Here is a 16,170-nt window from a genome sequence, read left to right as displayed (position 1 = left end):
CCGCTTCGGTCGAACTCCTCACCACGATGATGGGGAATCGCAGGAGAACCGCCCTCGCGCGCTTGACTGCCGATGATTCGAAGGGACGCTCTCCGCCATGTACGGTGGGCTGTTTCGAAACATCCTGTTTCCGCTCTACGAGACCCGGTTGAGGGGCAGGGACACCCTCAAGGCCCTGGAGGAGCTCGAGCGCTCCCAGTGGCGATCGGAGGAAGAGATTCGCGATCTCAGCTTCCGGCGGATGCTCGCGGCGCTCCATTTCGCCGAGCAGAACGTCCCTTTCTACCGGGCCCGGTTCGCGGAGCACGGCGTGCGCGTCGCCTCGGTGAGGTCGCCGGAGGACCTCCTGCGGATCCCGGTCCTCACGCGGGCCGATCTCCGCGCCCACGGGCGCGATCTCGTCGCCGAGGGCTTCGTCGGGCGGCTCTACGCGAGCGGCACGGGGGGCTCCACGGGAGAGCCGGTGCAGTTCCGCTTCGACCACCGCACGTACGAGCGCCGCATCGCGGCCGCCATGCGGTCCGACCGGTGGGCGGGCGCCCGGCTCGGCGACAGGGAGCTCCACCTGTGGAGCTCCGTCCTGTCCTCCGAGACCCTCGTGAAGAAGGCGAAGCGCTCCCTGCACGAGGCCATCCTCCGCAAGAAGATGATCTCCGCCTTCGACCTGTCCGACCGGCGGCTCGCCGCGCTCCTCGACGAGATCGCGCGGTACCGGCCCCAGGTCATCGTCGGGTACGCGGGCGCGCTCTACCAGGCGGCGCGCTACGCGCTCGCGGCGGGGCGCGCGCTCCCCGCCCCGCGCGGCGTCGTCACCAGCGCGGAGCGGCTCTTCGCGCACCAGCGCGAGGCCATCGAGCGCGCCTTCGGCGCCCCGGTGTTCGACCGGTACGGCTGCCGCGAGCTCATGCTCATCGCCGCCGAGTGCGAGCGGCACGCCGGCAAGCACATCAACATGGAGGGCGTGTACGTCGAGCTGCTCCGCGACGGGCGGCACGCGCTCCCGGGCGAGGCGGGGGAGGTCGTCGTGACGGACCTCGTCTGCCGATCGATGCCGCTCATCCGCTACAAGAACCAGGACGTCGCGATCGCCGCCGGCGCGCCGTGCGGGTGCGGCCGCGGCCTGCCGATGCTCGCCTCGGTGGAGGGGCGCGTCCTCGACCTGCTCGTCGGCCCCGACGGCGAGCTGCTCGCGGGGGAGTTCTTCCCGCACCTCATCAAGGACCAGCCCACGATCGCCCGCTACCAGGTCTACCAGGACCGGCGCCGCGCGATCACGGTGCGGCTCGTGCCCGGCGACGGCTTCCAGCCCGAGACAGCGCGGCTCATCGAGCGCACCGTCCGGCATCACCTGGGCGAGCGCGCCGAGGTCTGCGTCCAGCTCGTCGACGACATCCCCCTCACGAGCGGCGGCAAGCACCGCGTCACCCTCTCGGAGGTCCCCATCGAGCTGAGCCGGCGCTCCGCGGCGTGACCCGAGCCCCCCGGCGCCGCCGCCGCGGCGCGCGCCGCCGTCCGCCCTGCCCCGCGCACCTCGGCGCCGGGGGCGCGGCCGCGCGCACGTACAGCGATCTTTCTACAGATCTGCTGGAGTCGCCTGGCGGCTGGCGCGCCGCGGCCTCCTCGCGGCCCGCTCGCGGCGCGCCGCCTGGCTTCCCGGGGCCCGAAGCGCTGGCGGAGCCGCGCGGTCCAGGGTATTGGGCAGAGCAGTACGATGTCCGACGTGCAGAGACCGCTTCCGCCGAAAAAGGACGTCGCGCTGGCCCTCCTCGAGCGAGAGCCGAGCGTGTTCATCCACCTCGACCCGCGCCGGCCCGGTGTCTTCGTCCCCAAGTGGTTCACGGGGCAGCCGCAGCTCATCCTGCAGGTCGGGATGAACATGGCGATCCCCATCCCCGACCTCAAGGTCGACGACGAGGGGATCAGCTGCACGCTCTCGTTCAACCGCGCGCCGTTCCTGTGCCGCCTGCCCTGGCACGCGATCTGGGCGCTCGTGAGCGAGGACCAGCGCGGCATGGTGTGGCCCGAGGACATCCCCGCCGATCTCGCCGCGCAGAAGCAGCAGCGGCCCCAGGCGGGCCCGCCGCAGAAGCCCGGCAAGCGCCCGCGTCCCCGGCTCGCCGCCGTCGCGACCCCCAGCGACGACGAGCGCGGCGCCGAGGCGTCGGACGAGGCGCGCGCGCGCGACCGCGGGCGCCGCCCCGAGGTGGATCCGGTGGAGACCGGCGAGCGCCGCAGCGCCAGCGAGGCCCCGGCGCGCGACGCCGGCGCGGCCGTGAGGCCGCTCGCGTCGGTGCCTTCCCCGGCCCTCGCGCCGGTGCGACCCGCCGCGGAGGAAGGCGAAGACGACGAATCCGGTAGCTCCGGTGAGGCCGAGCCCAGGCAGCGCCCCGGAGCGGGCAAGCCAAAGCGCGAGCTGCCCCCCTATTTGCGCGTCATCAAATAAAGCTACCGCTTGACGGTACGGCTCGGCCCAATCAACTGTGGCCCGGCCATGCCTCGACAGTTGCAGCGCGTCCTTCAGGCGCTCGGGCTCCTCGGCGCCGTCGTCGCCCTCGAGTTCGGCTTCGAGATCATCTTGCCGGACGCCGCATGGCGGCAGCTCGCCCTGTTCGCGATGGTCAACGTCATCGCGGCGCTCTCGCTCAACGTCATCAACGGCATGGCCGGCCAGTTCTCGATCGGCCACGCCGGCTTCGTCGGCATCGGCGCGTACACCGGCGCGATCGTGGCCGGCAACCTGCACCAGCAGCTCGGCGGCGGCGATCCGCTCTTCGGCAACTCGTTCCTCGTGATGCCCGCCTCGCTGCTCGCGTCAGGGCTCGTCGCGGCGCTCTTCGGCCTCGTCGTCGGCCTGCCGAGCCTCCGATTGCGCGGCGACTACCTCGCCATCGTGACCCTCGGGTTCGCCGAGATCTTCCGCCTGACGATCGCCACGGCGACAACCGGCGGCGCCGACCAGGGGACTGTCGGCAGGCTGCTCGGCGCGCTCGGCGGCCCGATCGGCTACGCCGGCCCCGACGACACCGGCGTCCCGCAGTACGCCGGGCCGTTCTGGATCTTCGGCGCCGTCATTGTCGCGACCGTCATCGCGTGGCGGCTCAAGTTCTCCGGCTGGGGCCGCGCCCTGCGCGCGCTCCGCGAGGACGAGATCGCCTCCGCCGCGGTGGGCGTCGACCCCACCCGCTACAAGGTCACGTCCTTCGTCATCGCCGCCGCCGGCGGCGGCGTCGCCGGCGCCCTGCTCTCCGCGATGCGCGACGGCAACCCCACGGTCCAGCCCGACCAGTTCACGTTCAACTACTCGTTCGACGCCATCACGATGGTGATCCTCGGCGGCTCGGGCAGCGTCACCGGGTCGATCGTGGGCGGCGTGCTCGTGACCTTCACGGTGAAGCTCATCGAGCAGCTCCAGGGCCTCGACAGCGTGCTCGCGCTGAAGGCCGCCTACCCCGCGCTCGACCTGAACGCCCTCCGGATGGTGCTCTACGCCTCCATCCTCATCGGGCTGATGATCCTCCGCCCCGAGGGGCTCTTCGGCGAGCGCGAGCTCTTCGACCGGCGCTGGGCGCGCAAGAAGCGCCCCCCCGTGGGCCCGGCCGAGCCCGTGCCCGCGACGACGGGCGCCGAGGCCGCCGCCGCGCCCGCGGGCGACGCGCCCCCTGCGGAGGAGCGGCCCGGCACCGCCCTCGAGCGCGAGGTCAAGCCGACCGGGAGGGAGTTCGAGTGAACCTCGATCTGAAGCATGTCACGAAGCGGTTCGGCGGCCTGCGGGCCGTCGGCGACGTCTCGTTCTCCGTGCCCGAGCGCTCGATCTTCGGGCTCATCGGCCCGAACGGCGCCGGCAAGACGACGGTGTTCAACCTGATCACCGGCGTCTACAAGCACGACGAGGGCTCGATCCACTTCGGCGGGACCGACCTCGCGCCGCTCAGGCCGAGCCAGATCGCCCGGCTCGGCGTCGCCCGCACGTTCCAGAACATCCGCCTCTTCGGCCAGCTCACGGTGCTCGAGAACGTGCTCGTCGCCTGCGAGAACCTGCGCCGCTCGACGCTCGCCTCCGCCCTGCTCCGCTCGCCGTTCTTCTACAGGGACGAGCAGGAGATGACCGAGCGAGCGCTCTCGCTGCTCTCGGTGTTCAAGCTCGAGGACATGGCGGACGAGATCTCGACGTCGCTCTCGTACGGCAACCAGCGCCGCCTCGAGATCGCCCGGGCGATGATGCTCAAGCCGAAGCTGCTGCTGCTCGACGAGCCGGCGGCGGGCATGAACTACGGCGAGGCCGAGGGGCTCAAGCAGCAGATCCGCTGGCTGCGCGACACGTTCGAGATCACGGTCGTGCTGGTCGAGCACAACATGCAGGTCGTGATGGGGGTGTGCGAGGAGATCCACGTCCTCGATCACGGCGAGACCATCTCGCACGGCACCCCGGTGGCCGTGCGCAAGGACCCGAAGGTCCTCGCCGCCTACCTCGGCGAGGAGGTCGAAGGCGAGGCGGACGAAGCCCGCATCGCGGCCTCCGCGGCGGCGCAGGAGCCCACATGAAGACGACGCACCCGACGCGGCAGCCCCCCTCTGTGGCCCCCGGCGAGCCCCTGCTCGTCGTCGAGGATCTCGCGGTCAGCTACGGCGGCATCAAGGCGCTGAAGGGCGTCAGCCTCGAGGTGCGGCGCGGCGAGATCGTCGCGATGATCGGCGCCAACGGCGCCGGCAAGACGACAACGCTGAAGACGGTCGTCCGCCTCCTGCCGATCGCCGCCGGCCGCATCCGCTACGACGGCCGGGACCTCGCGTCCGTGACGGCCGAGGAACTCGTCGCGTCCGGCGTCTCGCTCGTCCCGGAGGGGCGCGCGATCTTCTCGAACCTGACCGTCCGCGAGAACCTCGAGCTCGGCGCGTGGTGCCACAAGCACGGCCCCACCATGGCCGAGACCCTCGACGACGTGGTGAAGCTCTTCCCCCGCCTCGGCGAGCGCATGCACCAGCAGGGCGGCACCCTCTCCGGCGGCGAGCAGCAGATGCTCGCGATCGGCCGCGCCATGATGGCGCGCCCCGCCATGCTGCTGCTCGACGAGCCCTCGCTCGGCATCGCCCCGCGGCTCGTCGCGGACATCTTCGAGTCGATCGCCACGATCGCGGCGTCAGGGACAACCGTACTCCTCGTTGAGCAGAACACCCGACTCGCTCTCAAGTACTCCACCCGAGCCTACGTGCTCCGTACAGGGCAGATCGCCATGAGCGGTGACTCGAAGGATCTCGCGGCGAACGAGGAGATCCGAGCGGCCTACCTCGGCGGCTGATCCCGGCCAGATCCGCCGCGGAGCGCGGGCAAGTCACGGAAGAGACAGGCGGAAAGCGCTGGTGTTTCAAGCGCGTATCAACGCATCGCGTGATGCGATGAGGCGCGTTTGACATCGCGCTTCGCCGCCGATGGAGTATGGTTTCCGTGCGCCAGGCGACGAAGAACTGGTCTTAACCATCGCGGTCCGTGGTGGCCGCCGACGGGGGATATCCATGGAGATCGAGAGCACGACCCGCGTTCTGGTGATCGACGACGACGCCAGCAACTCCCAGCCGCTCGTCCACTTCCTCTCGTGCCGGGACTACACGGTGGAGACGTGCTGCGGGCTCGGCCATGCGCGTGACGTGCTTGCCCGGTGGCGTCCTCACGTGATGGTGCTCGTGCCGCGGGACGACGCGGGGGTGCACAGCGAGATGGAGGAGCTCCGCCGCATGTCCCCGCGCGTGCCCGTCGTGGTGCTCACGCTCGTGGCCGGCCCGCAGATGATGCTCGACATGGAGGCGTTCGCGCCCACGGTGCCCGCGTGCCCGTCGCGCGGCCTCGCGTACATCGAGTCGGCGGTCGCTGACGCGTCTGCCATGGGCTGAGCGGCCGCGCGCGCAGGGCCCCCGCGCTCCTCGCGCAGGGCGGCGCCCCCGCCGGCGCCGCCGGTCCCGGCTTGCCTTACATGGTCAAGCCGGCGGGGAGATCCCGTCCGGCAGCCCGTCGAAGAACTCCTCCACCATGGACGCGATCCAGGCGCGCACCGGCGCGGTCGCGCAGAGGCTCCGCACGACGGGCCAGAGCGCTGCCGCGAGCGCGTCGAAGTCGAGCGCGGGCTTGATCCCGAAGCGCCCCAACACCTCGCCGAGCGGCTCGTTCGCGTGCGCGGCCACGAACGCCGCTGTCGCCTCGTGGAGCCGCTGCCGTACGGGCCGGTCCCGGAGCACCTGGGCGGCGACGTCGGCCCCGAGCTCCTCGGCGAGCGCCGAGCTCTTCGCGTCGAGCTGGCCGATGAGCTCGCTCACCTGCTGTTCCAGCACCCACGTCGCGACGTGCTTGCGCAGGCCGACGAACTCGGGCGTGTCACCCTTCGCGACGACGATGTCCTGCACCTGGCGCATCGCCGTGCGCGAGAAGCCCTGCAGGAACCGGCGGATCTCCGGCTCGAGCCGCCGCTCGAACTCGCCCCGCATCGTGCCCATGGTCTTGCCGACCCCACCGAGGCCGAACGGGGAGACCCGCTTGAGCAGCGCCGGCAGGCCCCACTCGGCGAAGAACGGGTTCACCTTCTCGGAGAACTCCTTCAGCGCGTCGTAGAGGACGTCGCGCATCACCGCGTCGAGCGCCGCGCTCTCCAGCACCTCGCGCACGAGCCGCTCCGGGACGAGCTTCGGCTGCTCCAGGATGCGGTCGATCGTGGCGCGCGCCCCCTCCGGCATGAGCTCCTTCGCACGCCGCCGCTCGGCCCGCGCCGCCTCGATCAGCGCCGCGAGCGCGGCCGCGGCCGCGGGCCGGACCGCCCGCCGGAGCGACTCCTCCGCCGCCAGCGCGTCGAGCGCGCGCGCGATCGCCGCCGCGTCCGCGAGCGCGCCGAGCGGCGTCGCGAGCAGCGCCGCGAAGCCGGCGGGCAGGCGTTCCCGGAAATCCCGCGCGGCCGCCTCGGAGACGAGCCGCGCCTCGAGGAACGCGATCTGACGAGCCTTCAGTTCATTAAGTAGCGCGCGACTCATCCGGGAACGGATAGCCCCGGCCCCCCGCCGGCGCCAGGCGCAGATGACCCCGTTCCTCGGCCCGCGCCGGGGGCGCGCCGGGGGCGCGTCGGGGGCGCGTGATTCCTGGACAGGCCTCAAAAATCGCGCGGGACTGCGGACCACTGTGAATCTGAGCGTCAGGTGGAGCCTGTAGTTATTGAACCGGACACCAGAGACTCCCTTACTAAAAGCACCTTACTTTGGCGGCCGGTATCGGGAGATCACCTTACTCGGAGTGTCGCTCGCGCACGGGCGAAACCCGCGGCGAACGACGCGCGGACGGTCGGAGAGGGATTGTCGGTGATTGTCATTTTCCTGGGGGGAGGACTCGCCCCTGGAGTCAACTTTCCAGGACTCGTGACAGAGAGTTGCAACGAATTACAAGTGCATGACAACTTCGGATTCGGCGGATGGTACGCGTTCGTCACCCGCCAGCATTTGCAGGCGTGGAGACCGGCGCTCTCGCCCGGGCCCACGGCTGGAAGGCACCCGCTGGCGGAAGGTGCTCCCGATGCTCTCCATGCTGCTCTGTGTGCTCTACTTCGGCGTGCTGCTCGGCCTCAGCGCCTACGGCCTGCACCGACTGCACCTCGTGGTCCTCTGCCGGTTCAACCGCGCGAAGATCGCGCGCGCGCAGGAGGTCGCGGCCCTGACCGATCGCGACCTCCCGCCGGTGACGATCCAGCTGCCGCTGTTCAACGAGTCGACGGTCGCGGCGCGGCTGCTCGATGCGGTCGCGCGGATGGATTACCCGCGCGACAAGCTCGAGATCCAGGTGCTCGACGACTCGACGGACGAGACGCAGGGCCTCGTCCGGGCGCACGTCGAGCGGCTGCGCGCGCAGGGCATCGACGCTGTGTACCTGCATCGCACGGACCGGGTCGGCTACAAGGCGGGCGCGCTCGACGCGGGCCTCAAGGTCGCGAAGGGCGAGCTCGTCGCGATCTTCGACGCCGACTTCATCCCGCAGCCGGGCTTCGTCCGCTCGATCGTCGGCCACTTCGAGGATCCGACGGTCGGCATGGTCCAGACGCGGTGGGGCCACCTGAACCGCGACGTCTCCATCCTGACGCAGGTGCAGGCCCTGATGCTCGACGGCCACCACCTCGTCGAGAACCGCGCGCGCTTCGGCGCCGGCCTGCTGTTCAACTTCTCCGGCACCGGCGGGATGTGGCGCAAGGACGCGATCCTCGAGGCCGGCGGCTGGCAGCACGACACGCTGACCGAGGACCTCGACCTGTCGTACCGGGCGCAGCTCGCGGGCTACCGCTTCATCTACCGCGAGGATGTCGTCTCGCCGGCGGAGCTCCCGGAGGACATCTCGGCGCTGCGCGCGCAGCAGTACCGCTGGGCCAAGGGCACGGTGCAGACCGCGCGCAAGCTGATGGCGCGGGTGCTCAGCGCGAAGCTCTCGGTCGGGCAGCGGATCGAGGCGTTCTTCCACCTCACCCCGCACTTCGCCTACCCGCTCCTCGTGCTCCTGAGCGTGCTCCTCTTGCCGGCGCTCGTCCTGTTCCCCGCCGCCGACACGCTGACGATGGTCGCCATCGACCTGCCGCTCTGCACGGCGACCACGGGCTCGCTCGCGGCGTTCTACATGCAGGCCGAGACGGCGCAGGGCCGCTCGCGGTGGGGCGCTGTCGTGCGCCTGCCGATGCTGATCGCGCTCGGCACGGGGCTCGCGCCGCACCTCTCGAAGGCCGTGATCGAGGGGCTCCGCAGCATGGCCGGCGAGTTCGTGCGGACGCCCAAGCAGGGCGACAACAAGGGCCGGTACAGGGTGCGCACCGACCTGCCGCTCACCGAGGCGCTGCTCGCCGTGCTCTCGTGCGGCGCGGTGGTCGCGTCGATCCAGACGGGGCACTACTTCGCCACGCCGTTCGCGGTGCTGTTCGCGGTCGGCTACCTCTACGTCGCGTTCATGGTCGCCCAGGAGCAGTTCGCGCGCCGCCGCGACGCCGCCTCGGGCGCGCCGGCCGTCTGGAGCGACGCGCCGTCGAGCGACGCCGCCGTTGTCGGCGCCTGGTCCAGGCAGGCGACGAAGGATCGGCCCCTCGGCGACCTCGCTGCCTGAGCGACCCCCCCGCCGCGGCGAGCGCGTCCAGCGCCCCGCGCCCTCCCGCGCCCCCACACCAGCATCCTGCCGCCGGGCCTCCTGGCCGCCGACGTCGAGGCGGGCGGCGCGCGGCGCGGGCCCCGCCGTCCACCCAGGGCTGCTCCGAGCTCTGCTGATCCGCTGGAACTGTGCATGAAGTACGCCTGGCGCTATCGGGCGGAGCCTGCGTGACCCCCCTAGACCTCCCCGACGCACGCTGGCATCCTGCCCCGAGCCGGTCGGAGGACCGTACGCGGCTTCCTGAACGGTCTTCAGGGGTTGCGGCGCGTCCCCCGCTCTGCAAGGGCGTTGGGGGTGTCATGACGAAAGCCGAAATCGTTCAGGCGGTCTACTCCCGCCTTGGCGGGTTCTCGAAGAAGGAGTCCGCCGATCTGGTGGATCTTGTGTTCGAGACCATGAAGGAAACCCTGGGTCGCGGGGAGAAGATCAAGATCTCCGGATTCGGTAACTTCGTGCTGCGCGACAAGCGCCAGCGGCAGGGCCGCAACCCCCAGACCGGCGATCCGATCCTGATCACGGAGCGGCGGGTCCTGAACTTCAAGGCGAGCCAGATCCTGAAGCAGGCCCTCAACCCGCGCGAGACGGCCTCGGCGGCCGAGGAGTAGACCGCTTGGCGGTGCGCCAGCAGCTTCCGGCGAAGCTGTACTACCGGATCGGCGAGGTGGCCGGCATCGTGGGGGTCGAGCCGCACGTGCTCCGGTACTGGGAGACGGAGTTCCGCTCCATCCGCCCGCAGAAGTCGGCGAAGGGGCAGCGGGTCTACAGCCGGCGCGACGTCGAGACGCTCCTCAAGGTGAAGGAGCTCCTCTATTCGCACCGCTTCACGATCGCGGGGGCGCGGCGCAAGCTGCGCGAGGGCGGCATCGAGCCGCCGCCCCCCGACGCGGGCGCGAGCAGCGAGGAGGTGCAGCGCATGCGCGCGGCGCTGGTCGAGATCCGCGGCGAGCTGCTCGCGTTGATGGATGAGCTCGATCGCGCCTGAGGTGCACGGCGTCGCGCCGGGCGTCGCGCTGCGGCTCTCGCTGCCCGCCGGGGCGCGCGACACGCCGGCGGAGGCGCTGCCCGCGATCGACGTATCGGCGATCGCGGGGGCGAAGGTGACGCTCCGCCGGGGCGTCGACGCGGACGGGCTCTCGCTGCGCGCTGTCTGCGCGACGGCCCCGTCGCGGCGGTGGGTCACCGGGCTGGAGGAGCTCGTGCTCGATCGGGCCACGGGGCTCGTGCGCGGGGCGCTCGGGGTGTCGATCGAGCGATGGGAGGCGGGGCCGATCCGCGCGGACTCGCGCCTGTTCGAGCAGGCGTTCGAGGGGGCGGGGAAGGTGGGCGAGCGAGCGATGGCGATCCGCGGGCGGCACGTGCTCGGCTTCGCCGGGAGCGAGCGCGACGCGGCGCTCTGCAGCGTGGTCTGCCTGGAGCCGGCGCAGGGGGCGGGGGCGCGCTGCGGCGAGCTGCTCGCAGCGAGCGGGGTCGAGGGCGCGCTCGTGGAGGCGCCGGAGCCGGGGGCGCTCGTGCGGACGATCTTCGTCGCTGCCGAGCACCCGGCGGCTGCGGCAGCGGCGATGGGGCTGCTCGCGGGGGCGGGCGTGGCTGTCCTGCTGGCGCGGCGACCTCGGCCTCGGCCCCTGTGAGCGCGCGGGGAGAGGCGAGCTGCCTGGCCCGAGGCGCCCCTGTTCCTCGCGCGGCGCGGGGCCGAGGAGAGCTACCGTCTCGGTGAGATCAACGAGAAGGAGAGCCGTCTCGGGGGAAGGGCCGCGTCTGGCGGGGCGGAGCGATCAGAAAGGGATGTCGTCGTCGTTGCCGCCGCCGTAGCCGCCGCCGAAGTCGTCCGCAGGCGGGCCGGGATCCTGGGCGGCCGGGGCCGGTCGACCGCCGCCGGCACCGCCACCGCCACCGCGGTTGTTGTAACCGCCGCCGGCCGGGCGCCCGCCGCCGCCACCTCCGCTGTAGCCGCCGCCACCTCCGCCACCGCCGCCGCCGCCGTAACCGCCGCCACCACCGGCGTATCCGCCGCCGGGGTCGGCGCCGAACGCGCCCGCATCATCGCCGCCCGCGCCGCGGCCGCGGCCGCCGCCCGTCAGCAGGACGTTGTTCGCGATCACCTCGGTCTTGTAGCGCTTGTTGCCGTCCCGATCGTCGTAGCTCGACGTGCGGAGCGAGCCCTCGATGAAGATCGAGGAGCCTTTGCTGAGGATCTTGCCCAAGGCTTCGGCGCGCTTGCCCCAGATCACGACGTTGTGCCAGTCCGTCCGTTCTTTCCGGACCTTGTCGCGATCGAGGTACGATTCGGTCGTGGCGAGCCGCAGGTTCAAGACGGCCTGCCCTCCCTGGGTGAACCGGAGCTCGGGGTCGGCGCCCAGGTTGCCGAGCAGCATCACGCGATTCAAGCCTTCGGCCATCTTGACTCCTTCCCTAGGAGGGGCTCAGCGCGACTCGCGCCGAGCGAAAGACGCCTGTTTCACTCCCCCATGGGGGCCGACGCGTCAAGGGTCGCGGCGCGCCGGGAAGCACGTGGCGCGCCCGCGCGGCGTTGACGGCGCCGGAGGCGCGGCGGCGCACGAGCCGGCTCACCCGCCGGCGCCGGCCGCGGCGAGGAGGTCGGCCAGGAAGATGCGCGCGATCGTGAAGTAGAGCAGGATCCCGAGGACGTCGACGAGGCTCGCGATGAACGGCGTGGAGCTCGTCGCCGGATCGAGGCCGACGCGCCGCAGCAGGAGGGGGAGCATCGCGCCCACGGTGCAGCCCATGAGGACGATCGCCATCAGCGTCACGCCGATCGTCAGGACGAAGCCGGTGCCGTCGCCCCAGAGCCAGACGCGGAGCATGCCGATGACCGAGAGGATGAGGCCGAGGACGACGGCCTGGCCGAGCTCGCGGACGAGGACGCTCGCCCAGTCGCCGACGCGCACGTCGCCGATGGCGAGGCCGCGGATGATGAGCGACGACGACTGCGAGCCGGAGTTGCCGCCGGTCGAGATGAGCAGCGGGACGTAGTAGGCGAGCGTCGCGACCGCCTCGAGGTCGTGCTCGAAGCGACGGAGCACCTCGCCGGTCATGAACTCGCCGACGAACAGCACGGCGAGCCAGGGGGCGCGCTTCTGGATGAACGTCCAGAAGCTCGTCTTGAAGTAGCTGTCCTCGATGGGGCCGACGGCGCCGAGCCGCTGCACGTCCTCGGTCTGCTCCTGGGTGAGGACGTCCATCACGTCGTCGACGGTGATGACGCCGAGCAGCTTCCGGTCCGCGGAGAGCACGGGCAGCGCGCTGAAGTCGTACTTCGCCATCGTCCGCGCGACCTCTTCCTGGTCGGTCTCGGGGCTGACGGTGAAGACGTTCTCGGTCATCACGTTCGAGAGCTTCTCGGATGACGAGGCGAGCAGGAGATCGCGCAGCGACACGACGCCGATGAGGTGCCCCCGCTTGGAGACGACGTACACGTAGTAGATGGTCTCGGCGTCCTCGCCGACGGCGCGGATCCGCTCGATGACGTCGGCGACCGTGAGGTTGATGTTCACCGACACGTAGTCGGTGGTCATGAGCCCGCCGGCGCTGTCCTCGGGCCACTTGGCGAGCTCCTCGACCTCGGCCGCGGCCTCGGGGTCGACCTTCTCCAGGGTGGAGAGCAGCGTGTCGCTGACCTGATCCGGGAGCGCCTCGATGAGATCGGTGCGGTCGTCGGCCGCCATCTCGGAGACGATCGGCGCGATGCTCTCGACGCCCATCTGCTCGACGAGCGCCTCCTGGATCTCGCCGTCGAGGCGCTCGAAGATCGGCGCGGCGTCCTCGGCCTTGAGGGCCATGAGGACCTTCGCTGCCTCGGCGTCGTCCAGCAAGCCGATGAGGTCGGCGAGGTCCTCGTCGTGGATTTCCTCCAGCAATTCGGCGAGCTGCGCTGGATCCTCGGCGAGGAGCTGCCGTACCTCCGGGACCATGGCGAGGGCGACGCGCAACATGCTGGTCGGGCACTGACCACAACTCGGCCCTGCTGGGAAGCGTCATTCCCCCCGCCGACGCCGGTCGCCCGAGCAGGCCGGTAGCCCCACAGCCGACGTCCGACCCAGGTTGGGCCGACCGAGGTTGAGGTCCCCTCCGACCGACCCAGGTTGAGGTCCCCTCCGACCGACCGAGGTTGAGGTGGCGGGGCCGACTGGCGTTGAGGTCGTCGAGGTCGCCGCTGCCTACTGAGTTGTCTACGGCGCAATCCAGTTGACGGCGCCGCCCGGTTCGGAGAGGACGACCGCCGAGGCGCCGCGGCGGCACCCCCCTTGCTTGAGCGCCCTCGGGTCTACCCTGGCGGGCTCGAGCGGGCGGCCAGGTCGAATTGACAGCGTTCCGCTCGGGTCCCTAGCATCGGGCTCCGTCGAGCCGCGGATCGCCTGCGGAAGTCGGTCATGGGCCCGTGAACGACGGGTCTTTTCTGTGGCTTGACCGCCGCGCAACCGGATCGGTGGTCGAAAGGAAAGTCGAATGATGACGCGGATTGAGCGTGAGAGGAGGCGCCCATGGACGGGCGCGGTGAGGTTCGCCCTGGCGGGCCTCCTGATCGCGGGCACAGGCAGCGCCTTCGGATGCCTGAACCGCCCCATCGCGAGGAACAATCCCCGCACGACGGCCACGATCGTCGAGCGGCTCACGCAGAGCTCGGTCGACAAGATCGATCTCCTGCTGGCCATCGACAACTCGGGCTCGATGGCCGACAAGCAGGACATCCTCGGCTTCGCGATCCCTGACCTCGTCGAGGGGCTCGTCAACCCGCGCTGCATCCCCGCGTCGGGCATGGGCGACGCCCAGACGGTCAACTCGCCGAACGCCGACTGCCCGACGGGCTACAAGCGCGAGTTCGAGCCGGTCAAGGACATCCATATCGGCATCATCAGCTCGAGCCTCGGCGGCCACGGCTCGGGCGCGTGCCCGGCGACCACGAGCCCCTCGAACGTGGACATGGCGCACCTCCTCGCGCGCACCAACGAGAGCTCCGCGACCAACGACATCCCGACCTACCTCAACAAGGGCTTCCTGGCCTGGGACCCCGATCAGAAGCTCGCCGGCGAGCCCGAGGTGGCGGACCCGGAGGACGGCGAGGCCGACATCAACGCGGACTCGGGCAACGACCTCAACGACACCTCGCTGGTCGAACAGCTCACCGCGATGGTGAAGGGCACGGGGCAGGCCGGCTGCGGCTTCGAGGCGCAGCTCGAGAGCGTGTACCGCTTCCTCGTCGACCCGGAGCCCTACGCGACGATCGAGTTCCAGGACGACAAGGCGGTGCCGACCGGCCTGGATGCGACAGTCCTGCAGCAGCGCGCCGAGTTCCTCCGGCCGAGCTCCCTCCTCGCGATCATCATGCTCAGCGACGAGAACGACTGCTCGATCCGCGAGGAGGGCCGCAACTACCTCGTGGCCGAGACCAGGAACGGCTTCCGCCTGTGGAAGCCGCGCCCCGAGTGCGCCAGGGACCCGGGCGACAAGTGCTGCCGGTCGTGCAGCCAGAACGATGACGACTGCCCCGCCGCCGAGGTGTGCACGGGTGACGACGGCTTCCCCGCCCGGCTGAGCGCGGCGGAGGATCCCGTCAACTCCCGCTGCTGGGATCAGAAGCGCCGGTTCGGCTTCGACTTCCTCTACCCGATCGAGCGCTACCGGCGCGCCTTCACCGAGGCGCAGATCGAGAACCGCCGGGGCGAGCTGGTCCCGAACCCGATCTTCAGCGATCCGAACCCGGACGACGACGACAACAGCATCCGCGATCCCGGGCTCGTCTTCTTCGCCGGCATCGTCGGCGTGCCGTGGCAGGACATCGCGCGCGTGAACGAGGCGGGCCAGCCCGACCTCCTGCGCGGCCTCAACCAGGACGGCGAGCCTGTCGGCGGGTTCAAGAACGCCGACGAGCTCAGCGCCCCGCTGCTCGGCGGCGCGTTCAGCAGCACCTGGGAGATCATCCTCGGCGATCCCGCGAACTACCAGCCGCCGAAGGACCCGTTCATGGTCGAGTCGACGGCGCCGCGCTCGGGCTCGAACCCGATCACCGGCGACACGATCGTCCCGCCGACGGAGGCGGGCTGGAACGGCATCAACGGCCGCGAGTACACGATCCCGACGGGGAGCACGGGCGACCTCCAGTACGCGTGCATCTTCGACCTCATCGACTCGAAGACCTGTGAGGGCAACTCCCAGAGCTGCGACTGCAGGGAGGTGGGCGGCCAGCCGAACGACAACCCGCTGTGCGAGCCCGAAGCCGGCAACGATGAGGCCGACCCGCAGCCCAGGACGACGACGCAGATCAAGGCGAAGGCCTACCCGGGCCTGCGCGAGCTGCAGCTCATCCGGGAGCTCGGACCCCAGGGCATCGTCGGCTCGGTGTGCCCGAGGCAGCTCAACAACGACAACGCGGCCGACTACGGCTACCGGCCGGCGATCGGCGCTATCATCGATCGGCTGAAGACGGTGCTCGGCGGCCAGTGCCTGCCGCGCACCCTGACGCCCGAGCCCGGGGATCCCACGGTGAACCCGACTGCCGGCCAGGTTCAGTGCCTGATCCTCGAGGCGCGCAACACGCAGGGCGCGTGCGACTGCGGCGACACGGAGGCGCGCGCCAACGTCACCGAGGACCACAAGGCGGCGATGGACAAGGTGCTCGCCGATCCGATCGCGCAGGCCGCCGGCTGGGACTGCGTGTGCGAGATCGAGCAGCTCGCGGGCGCCGAGGCGAACGCGTGCAGGAACGACCCGAGCGACAACGTCAGGGTCGACGGCAACGAGGTCAACGGGTGGTGCTACATCGATCCGTCGATCCGCGTCGGCAACCCGGAGATCGTCGCGTCCTGCCCGCCGACCGAGCAGCGCATCATCCGGTTCACGAACAAGGGCGAGGCCCAGCAAGGGGCCACGCTGTTCATCACCTGCTCCGGCGAGTAGCCGGCAGCTGATATCGCCCGGCGCGCGGGGCGCGATCGCGAGATCGCGCCCCGCGGCGCTTTTGTGGCCCCGGAGCCGACCCGAGCGGGCCGCCCGGCGCCGCTCTGGCC

General features: G+C 71.1%; 14 protein-coding genes. 11 read left to right on the top strand and 3 right to left on the bottom strand.

Annotated features, from left to right (window positions below; all coding sequences use genetic code 11):
* The first annotated feature begins 97 nt into the window (after positions 1–97).
* The 6 genes from WMF42_RS40095 to WMF42_RS40070 all read left to right on the top strand — a co-directional run bounded on the left by WMF42_RS40095 (position 98) and on the right by WMF42_RS40070 (position 5,886).
* A complete protein-coding gene (locus tag WMF42_RS40095) occupies positions 98–1,471 on the top strand; it encodes a phenylacetate--CoA ligase family protein (RefSeq protein ID WP_437688343.1) in 1,374 nt (457 codons plus the stop codon).
* A 240-nt stretch (positions 1,472–1,711) separates the two neighbouring features.
* Positions 1,712–2,443: a ClpXP protease specificity-enhancing factor SspB gene (locus WMF42_RS40090; RefSeq protein WP_061611715.1), complete on the top strand. Its 732-nt coding sequence runs from the start codon at positions 1,712–1,714 to the stop codon at positions 2,441–2,443.
* Positions 2,444–2,491: 48 nt separating this feature from the next.
* A complete protein-coding gene (locus WMF42_RS40085) occupies positions 2,492–3,727 on the top strand; it encodes a branched-chain amino acid ABC transporter permease (protein WP_061611716.1) in 1,236 nt (411 codons plus the stop codon).
* Positions 3,724–4,542 (top strand): ABC transporter ATP-binding protein, encoded by an 819-nt coding sequence (locus WMF42_RS40080; protein WP_437688342.1) that lies wholly within the window; start codon positions 3,724–3,726, stop codon positions 4,540–4,542. Before WMF42_RS40085 ends, WMF42_RS40080 begins: the two co-directional genes overlap by 4 nt.
* The gene (locus WMF42_RS40075; RefSeq protein WP_061611718.1) at positions 4,539–5,297 is read left to right on the top strand and encodes an ABC transporter ATP-binding protein; all 759 of its coding nucleotides are present in this window, start codon (positions 4,539–4,541) and stop codon (positions 5,295–5,297) included. The genes WMF42_RS40080 and WMF42_RS40075 overlap by 4 nt, the downstream gene beginning before the upstream one ends.
* A gap of 214 nt (positions 5,298–5,511) precedes the next feature.
* A complete protein-coding gene (locus tag WMF42_RS40070) occupies positions 5,512–5,886 on the top strand; it encodes a response regulator (RefSeq protein ID WP_437688341.1) in 375 nt (124 codons plus the stop codon).
* A gap of 84 nt (positions 5,887–5,970) precedes the next feature.
* Here WMF42_RS40070 and WMF42_RS40065 read toward each other — a convergent pair whose 3' ends face one another.
* Complete coding sequence (locus WMF42_RS40065) at positions 5,971–7,011, bottom strand: hypothetical protein (protein WP_437688340.1); 1,041 nt, start codon at positions 7,009–7,011, stop codon at positions 5,971–5,973.
* A 532-nt stretch (positions 7,012–7,543) separates the two neighbouring features.
* Here WMF42_RS40065 and WMF42_RS40060 point away from each other — a divergent pair.
* From WMF42_RS40060 to WMF42_RS40045, 4 genes are all read left to right on the top strand, one after another.
* Positions 7,544–9,106 carry a glycosyltransferase gene (locus WMF42_RS40060; RefSeq protein WP_061611721.1) on the top strand — a complete coding sequence of 521 codons (1,563 nt, stop codon included), beginning with the start codon at positions 7,544–7,546 and terminating at the stop codon, positions 9,104–9,106.
* Positions 9,107–9,447: 341 nt separating this feature from the next.
* Complete coding sequence (locus WMF42_RS40055) at positions 9,448–9,753, top strand: integration host factor subunit alpha (protein ID WP_012241218.1); 306 nt, start codon at positions 9,448–9,450, stop codon at positions 9,751–9,753.
* Between the two features lie 11 nt (positions 9,754–9,764).
* Positions 9,765–10,130, top strand: a complete 366-nt coding sequence (locus WMF42_RS40050; protein ID WP_434043820.1) for a MerR family transcriptional regulator — start codon at positions 9,765–9,767, stop codon at positions 10,128–10,130.
* Entirely contained in the window at positions 10,111–10,776 is a 666-nt protein-coding gene (locus tag WMF42_RS40045) for a hypothetical protein (protein ID WP_061611723.1), read from the top strand. The genes WMF42_RS40050 and WMF42_RS40045 overlap by 20 nt, the downstream gene beginning before the upstream one ends.
* Before the next feature lie 144 nt (positions 10,777–10,920).
* Here the strand turns inward: WMF42_RS40045 and WMF42_RS40040 are convergent, their stop codons facing one another.
* Both WMF42_RS40040 and mgtE read right to left on the bottom strand, forming a co-directional pair.
* Positions 10,921–11,544, bottom strand: a complete 624-nt coding sequence (locus tag WMF42_RS40040) for a single-stranded DNA-binding protein (RefSeq protein WP_437688339.1) — start codon at positions 11,542–11,544, stop codon at positions 10,921–10,923.
* A gap of 168 nt (positions 11,545–11,712) precedes the next feature.
* Positions 11,713–13,098, bottom strand: coding sequence for a magnesium transporter (gene mgtE / locus WMF42_RS40035; RefSeq protein WP_061611725.1), 1,386 nt, complete (start codon positions 13,096–13,098; stop codon positions 11,713–11,715).
* 517 nt (positions 13,099–13,615) lie between these two features.
* On the opposite strand from mgtE, the gene WMF42_RS40030 reads away from it, so the two are divergent.
* A complete protein-coding gene (locus WMF42_RS40030) occupies positions 13,616–16,060 on the top strand; it encodes a hypothetical protein (protein WP_061611729.1) in 2,445 nt (814 codons plus the stop codon).
* The last annotated feature ends 110 nt before the right edge of the window (positions 16,061–16,170 follow it).

The organism is Sorangium sp. So ce176 (assembly GCF_051519835.1).
Lineage (GTDB): Bacteria > Myxococcota_A > Polyangia > Polyangiales > Polyangiaceae > Sorangium > Sorangium cellulosum_G.
This window is presented reverse-complemented; position numbering and strand designations above follow the sequence as displayed.

Excerpts from the sequence above, each read along its gene's own strand:
- WMF42_RS40095 (WP_437688343.1), top strand. The coding sequence starts at position 98 with ATGTACGGTGGGCTGTTTCGAAACATCCTGTTTCCGCTCTACGAGACC.
- WMF42_RS40090 (WP_061611715.1), top strand. The coding sequence starts at position 1,712 with ATGTCCGACGTGCAGAGACCGCTTCCGCCGAAAAAGGACGTCGCGCTG.
- WMF42_RS40085 (WP_061611716.1), top strand. The coding sequence starts at position 2,492 with ATGCCTCGACAGTTGCAGCGCGTCCTTCAGGCGCTCGGGCTCCTCGGC.
- WMF42_RS40075 (WP_061611718.1), top strand. The coding sequence starts at position 4,539 with ATGAAGACGACGCACCCGACGCGGCAGCCCCCCTCTGTGGCCCCCGGC.
- WMF42_RS40070 (WP_437688341.1), top strand. The coding sequence starts at position 5,512 with ATGGAGATCGAGAGCACGACCCGCGTTCTGGTGATCGACGACGACGCC.
- WMF42_RS40065 (WP_437688340.1), bottom strand. The coding sequence starts at position 7,011 with ATGAGTCGCGCGCTACTTAATGAACTGAAGGCTCGTCAGATCGCGTTC.
- WMF42_RS40060 (WP_061611721.1), top strand. The coding sequence starts at position 7,544 with ATGCTCTCCATGCTGCTCTGTGTGCTCTACTTCGGCGTGCTGCTCGGC.
- WMF42_RS40055 (WP_012241218.1), top strand. The coding sequence starts at position 9,448 with ATGACGAAAGCCGAAATCGTTCAGGCGGTCTACTCCCGCCTTGGCGGG.
- WMF42_RS40045 (WP_061611723.1), top strand. The coding sequence starts at position 10,111 with ATGAGCTCGATCGCGCCTGAGGTGCACGGCGTCGCGCCGGGCGTCGCG.
- WMF42_RS40040 (WP_437688339.1), bottom strand. The coding sequence starts at position 11,544 with ATGGCCGAAGGCTTGAATCGCGTGATGCTGCTCGGCAACCTGGGCGCC.
- mgtE (WP_061611725.1), bottom strand. The coding sequence starts at position 13,098 with ATGTTGCGCGTCGCCCTCGCCATGGTCCCGGAGGTACGGCAGCTCCTC.
- WMF42_RS40030 (WP_061611729.1), top strand. The coding sequence starts at position 13,616 with ATGACGCGGATTGAGCGTGAGAGGAGGCGCCCATGGACGGGCGCGGTG.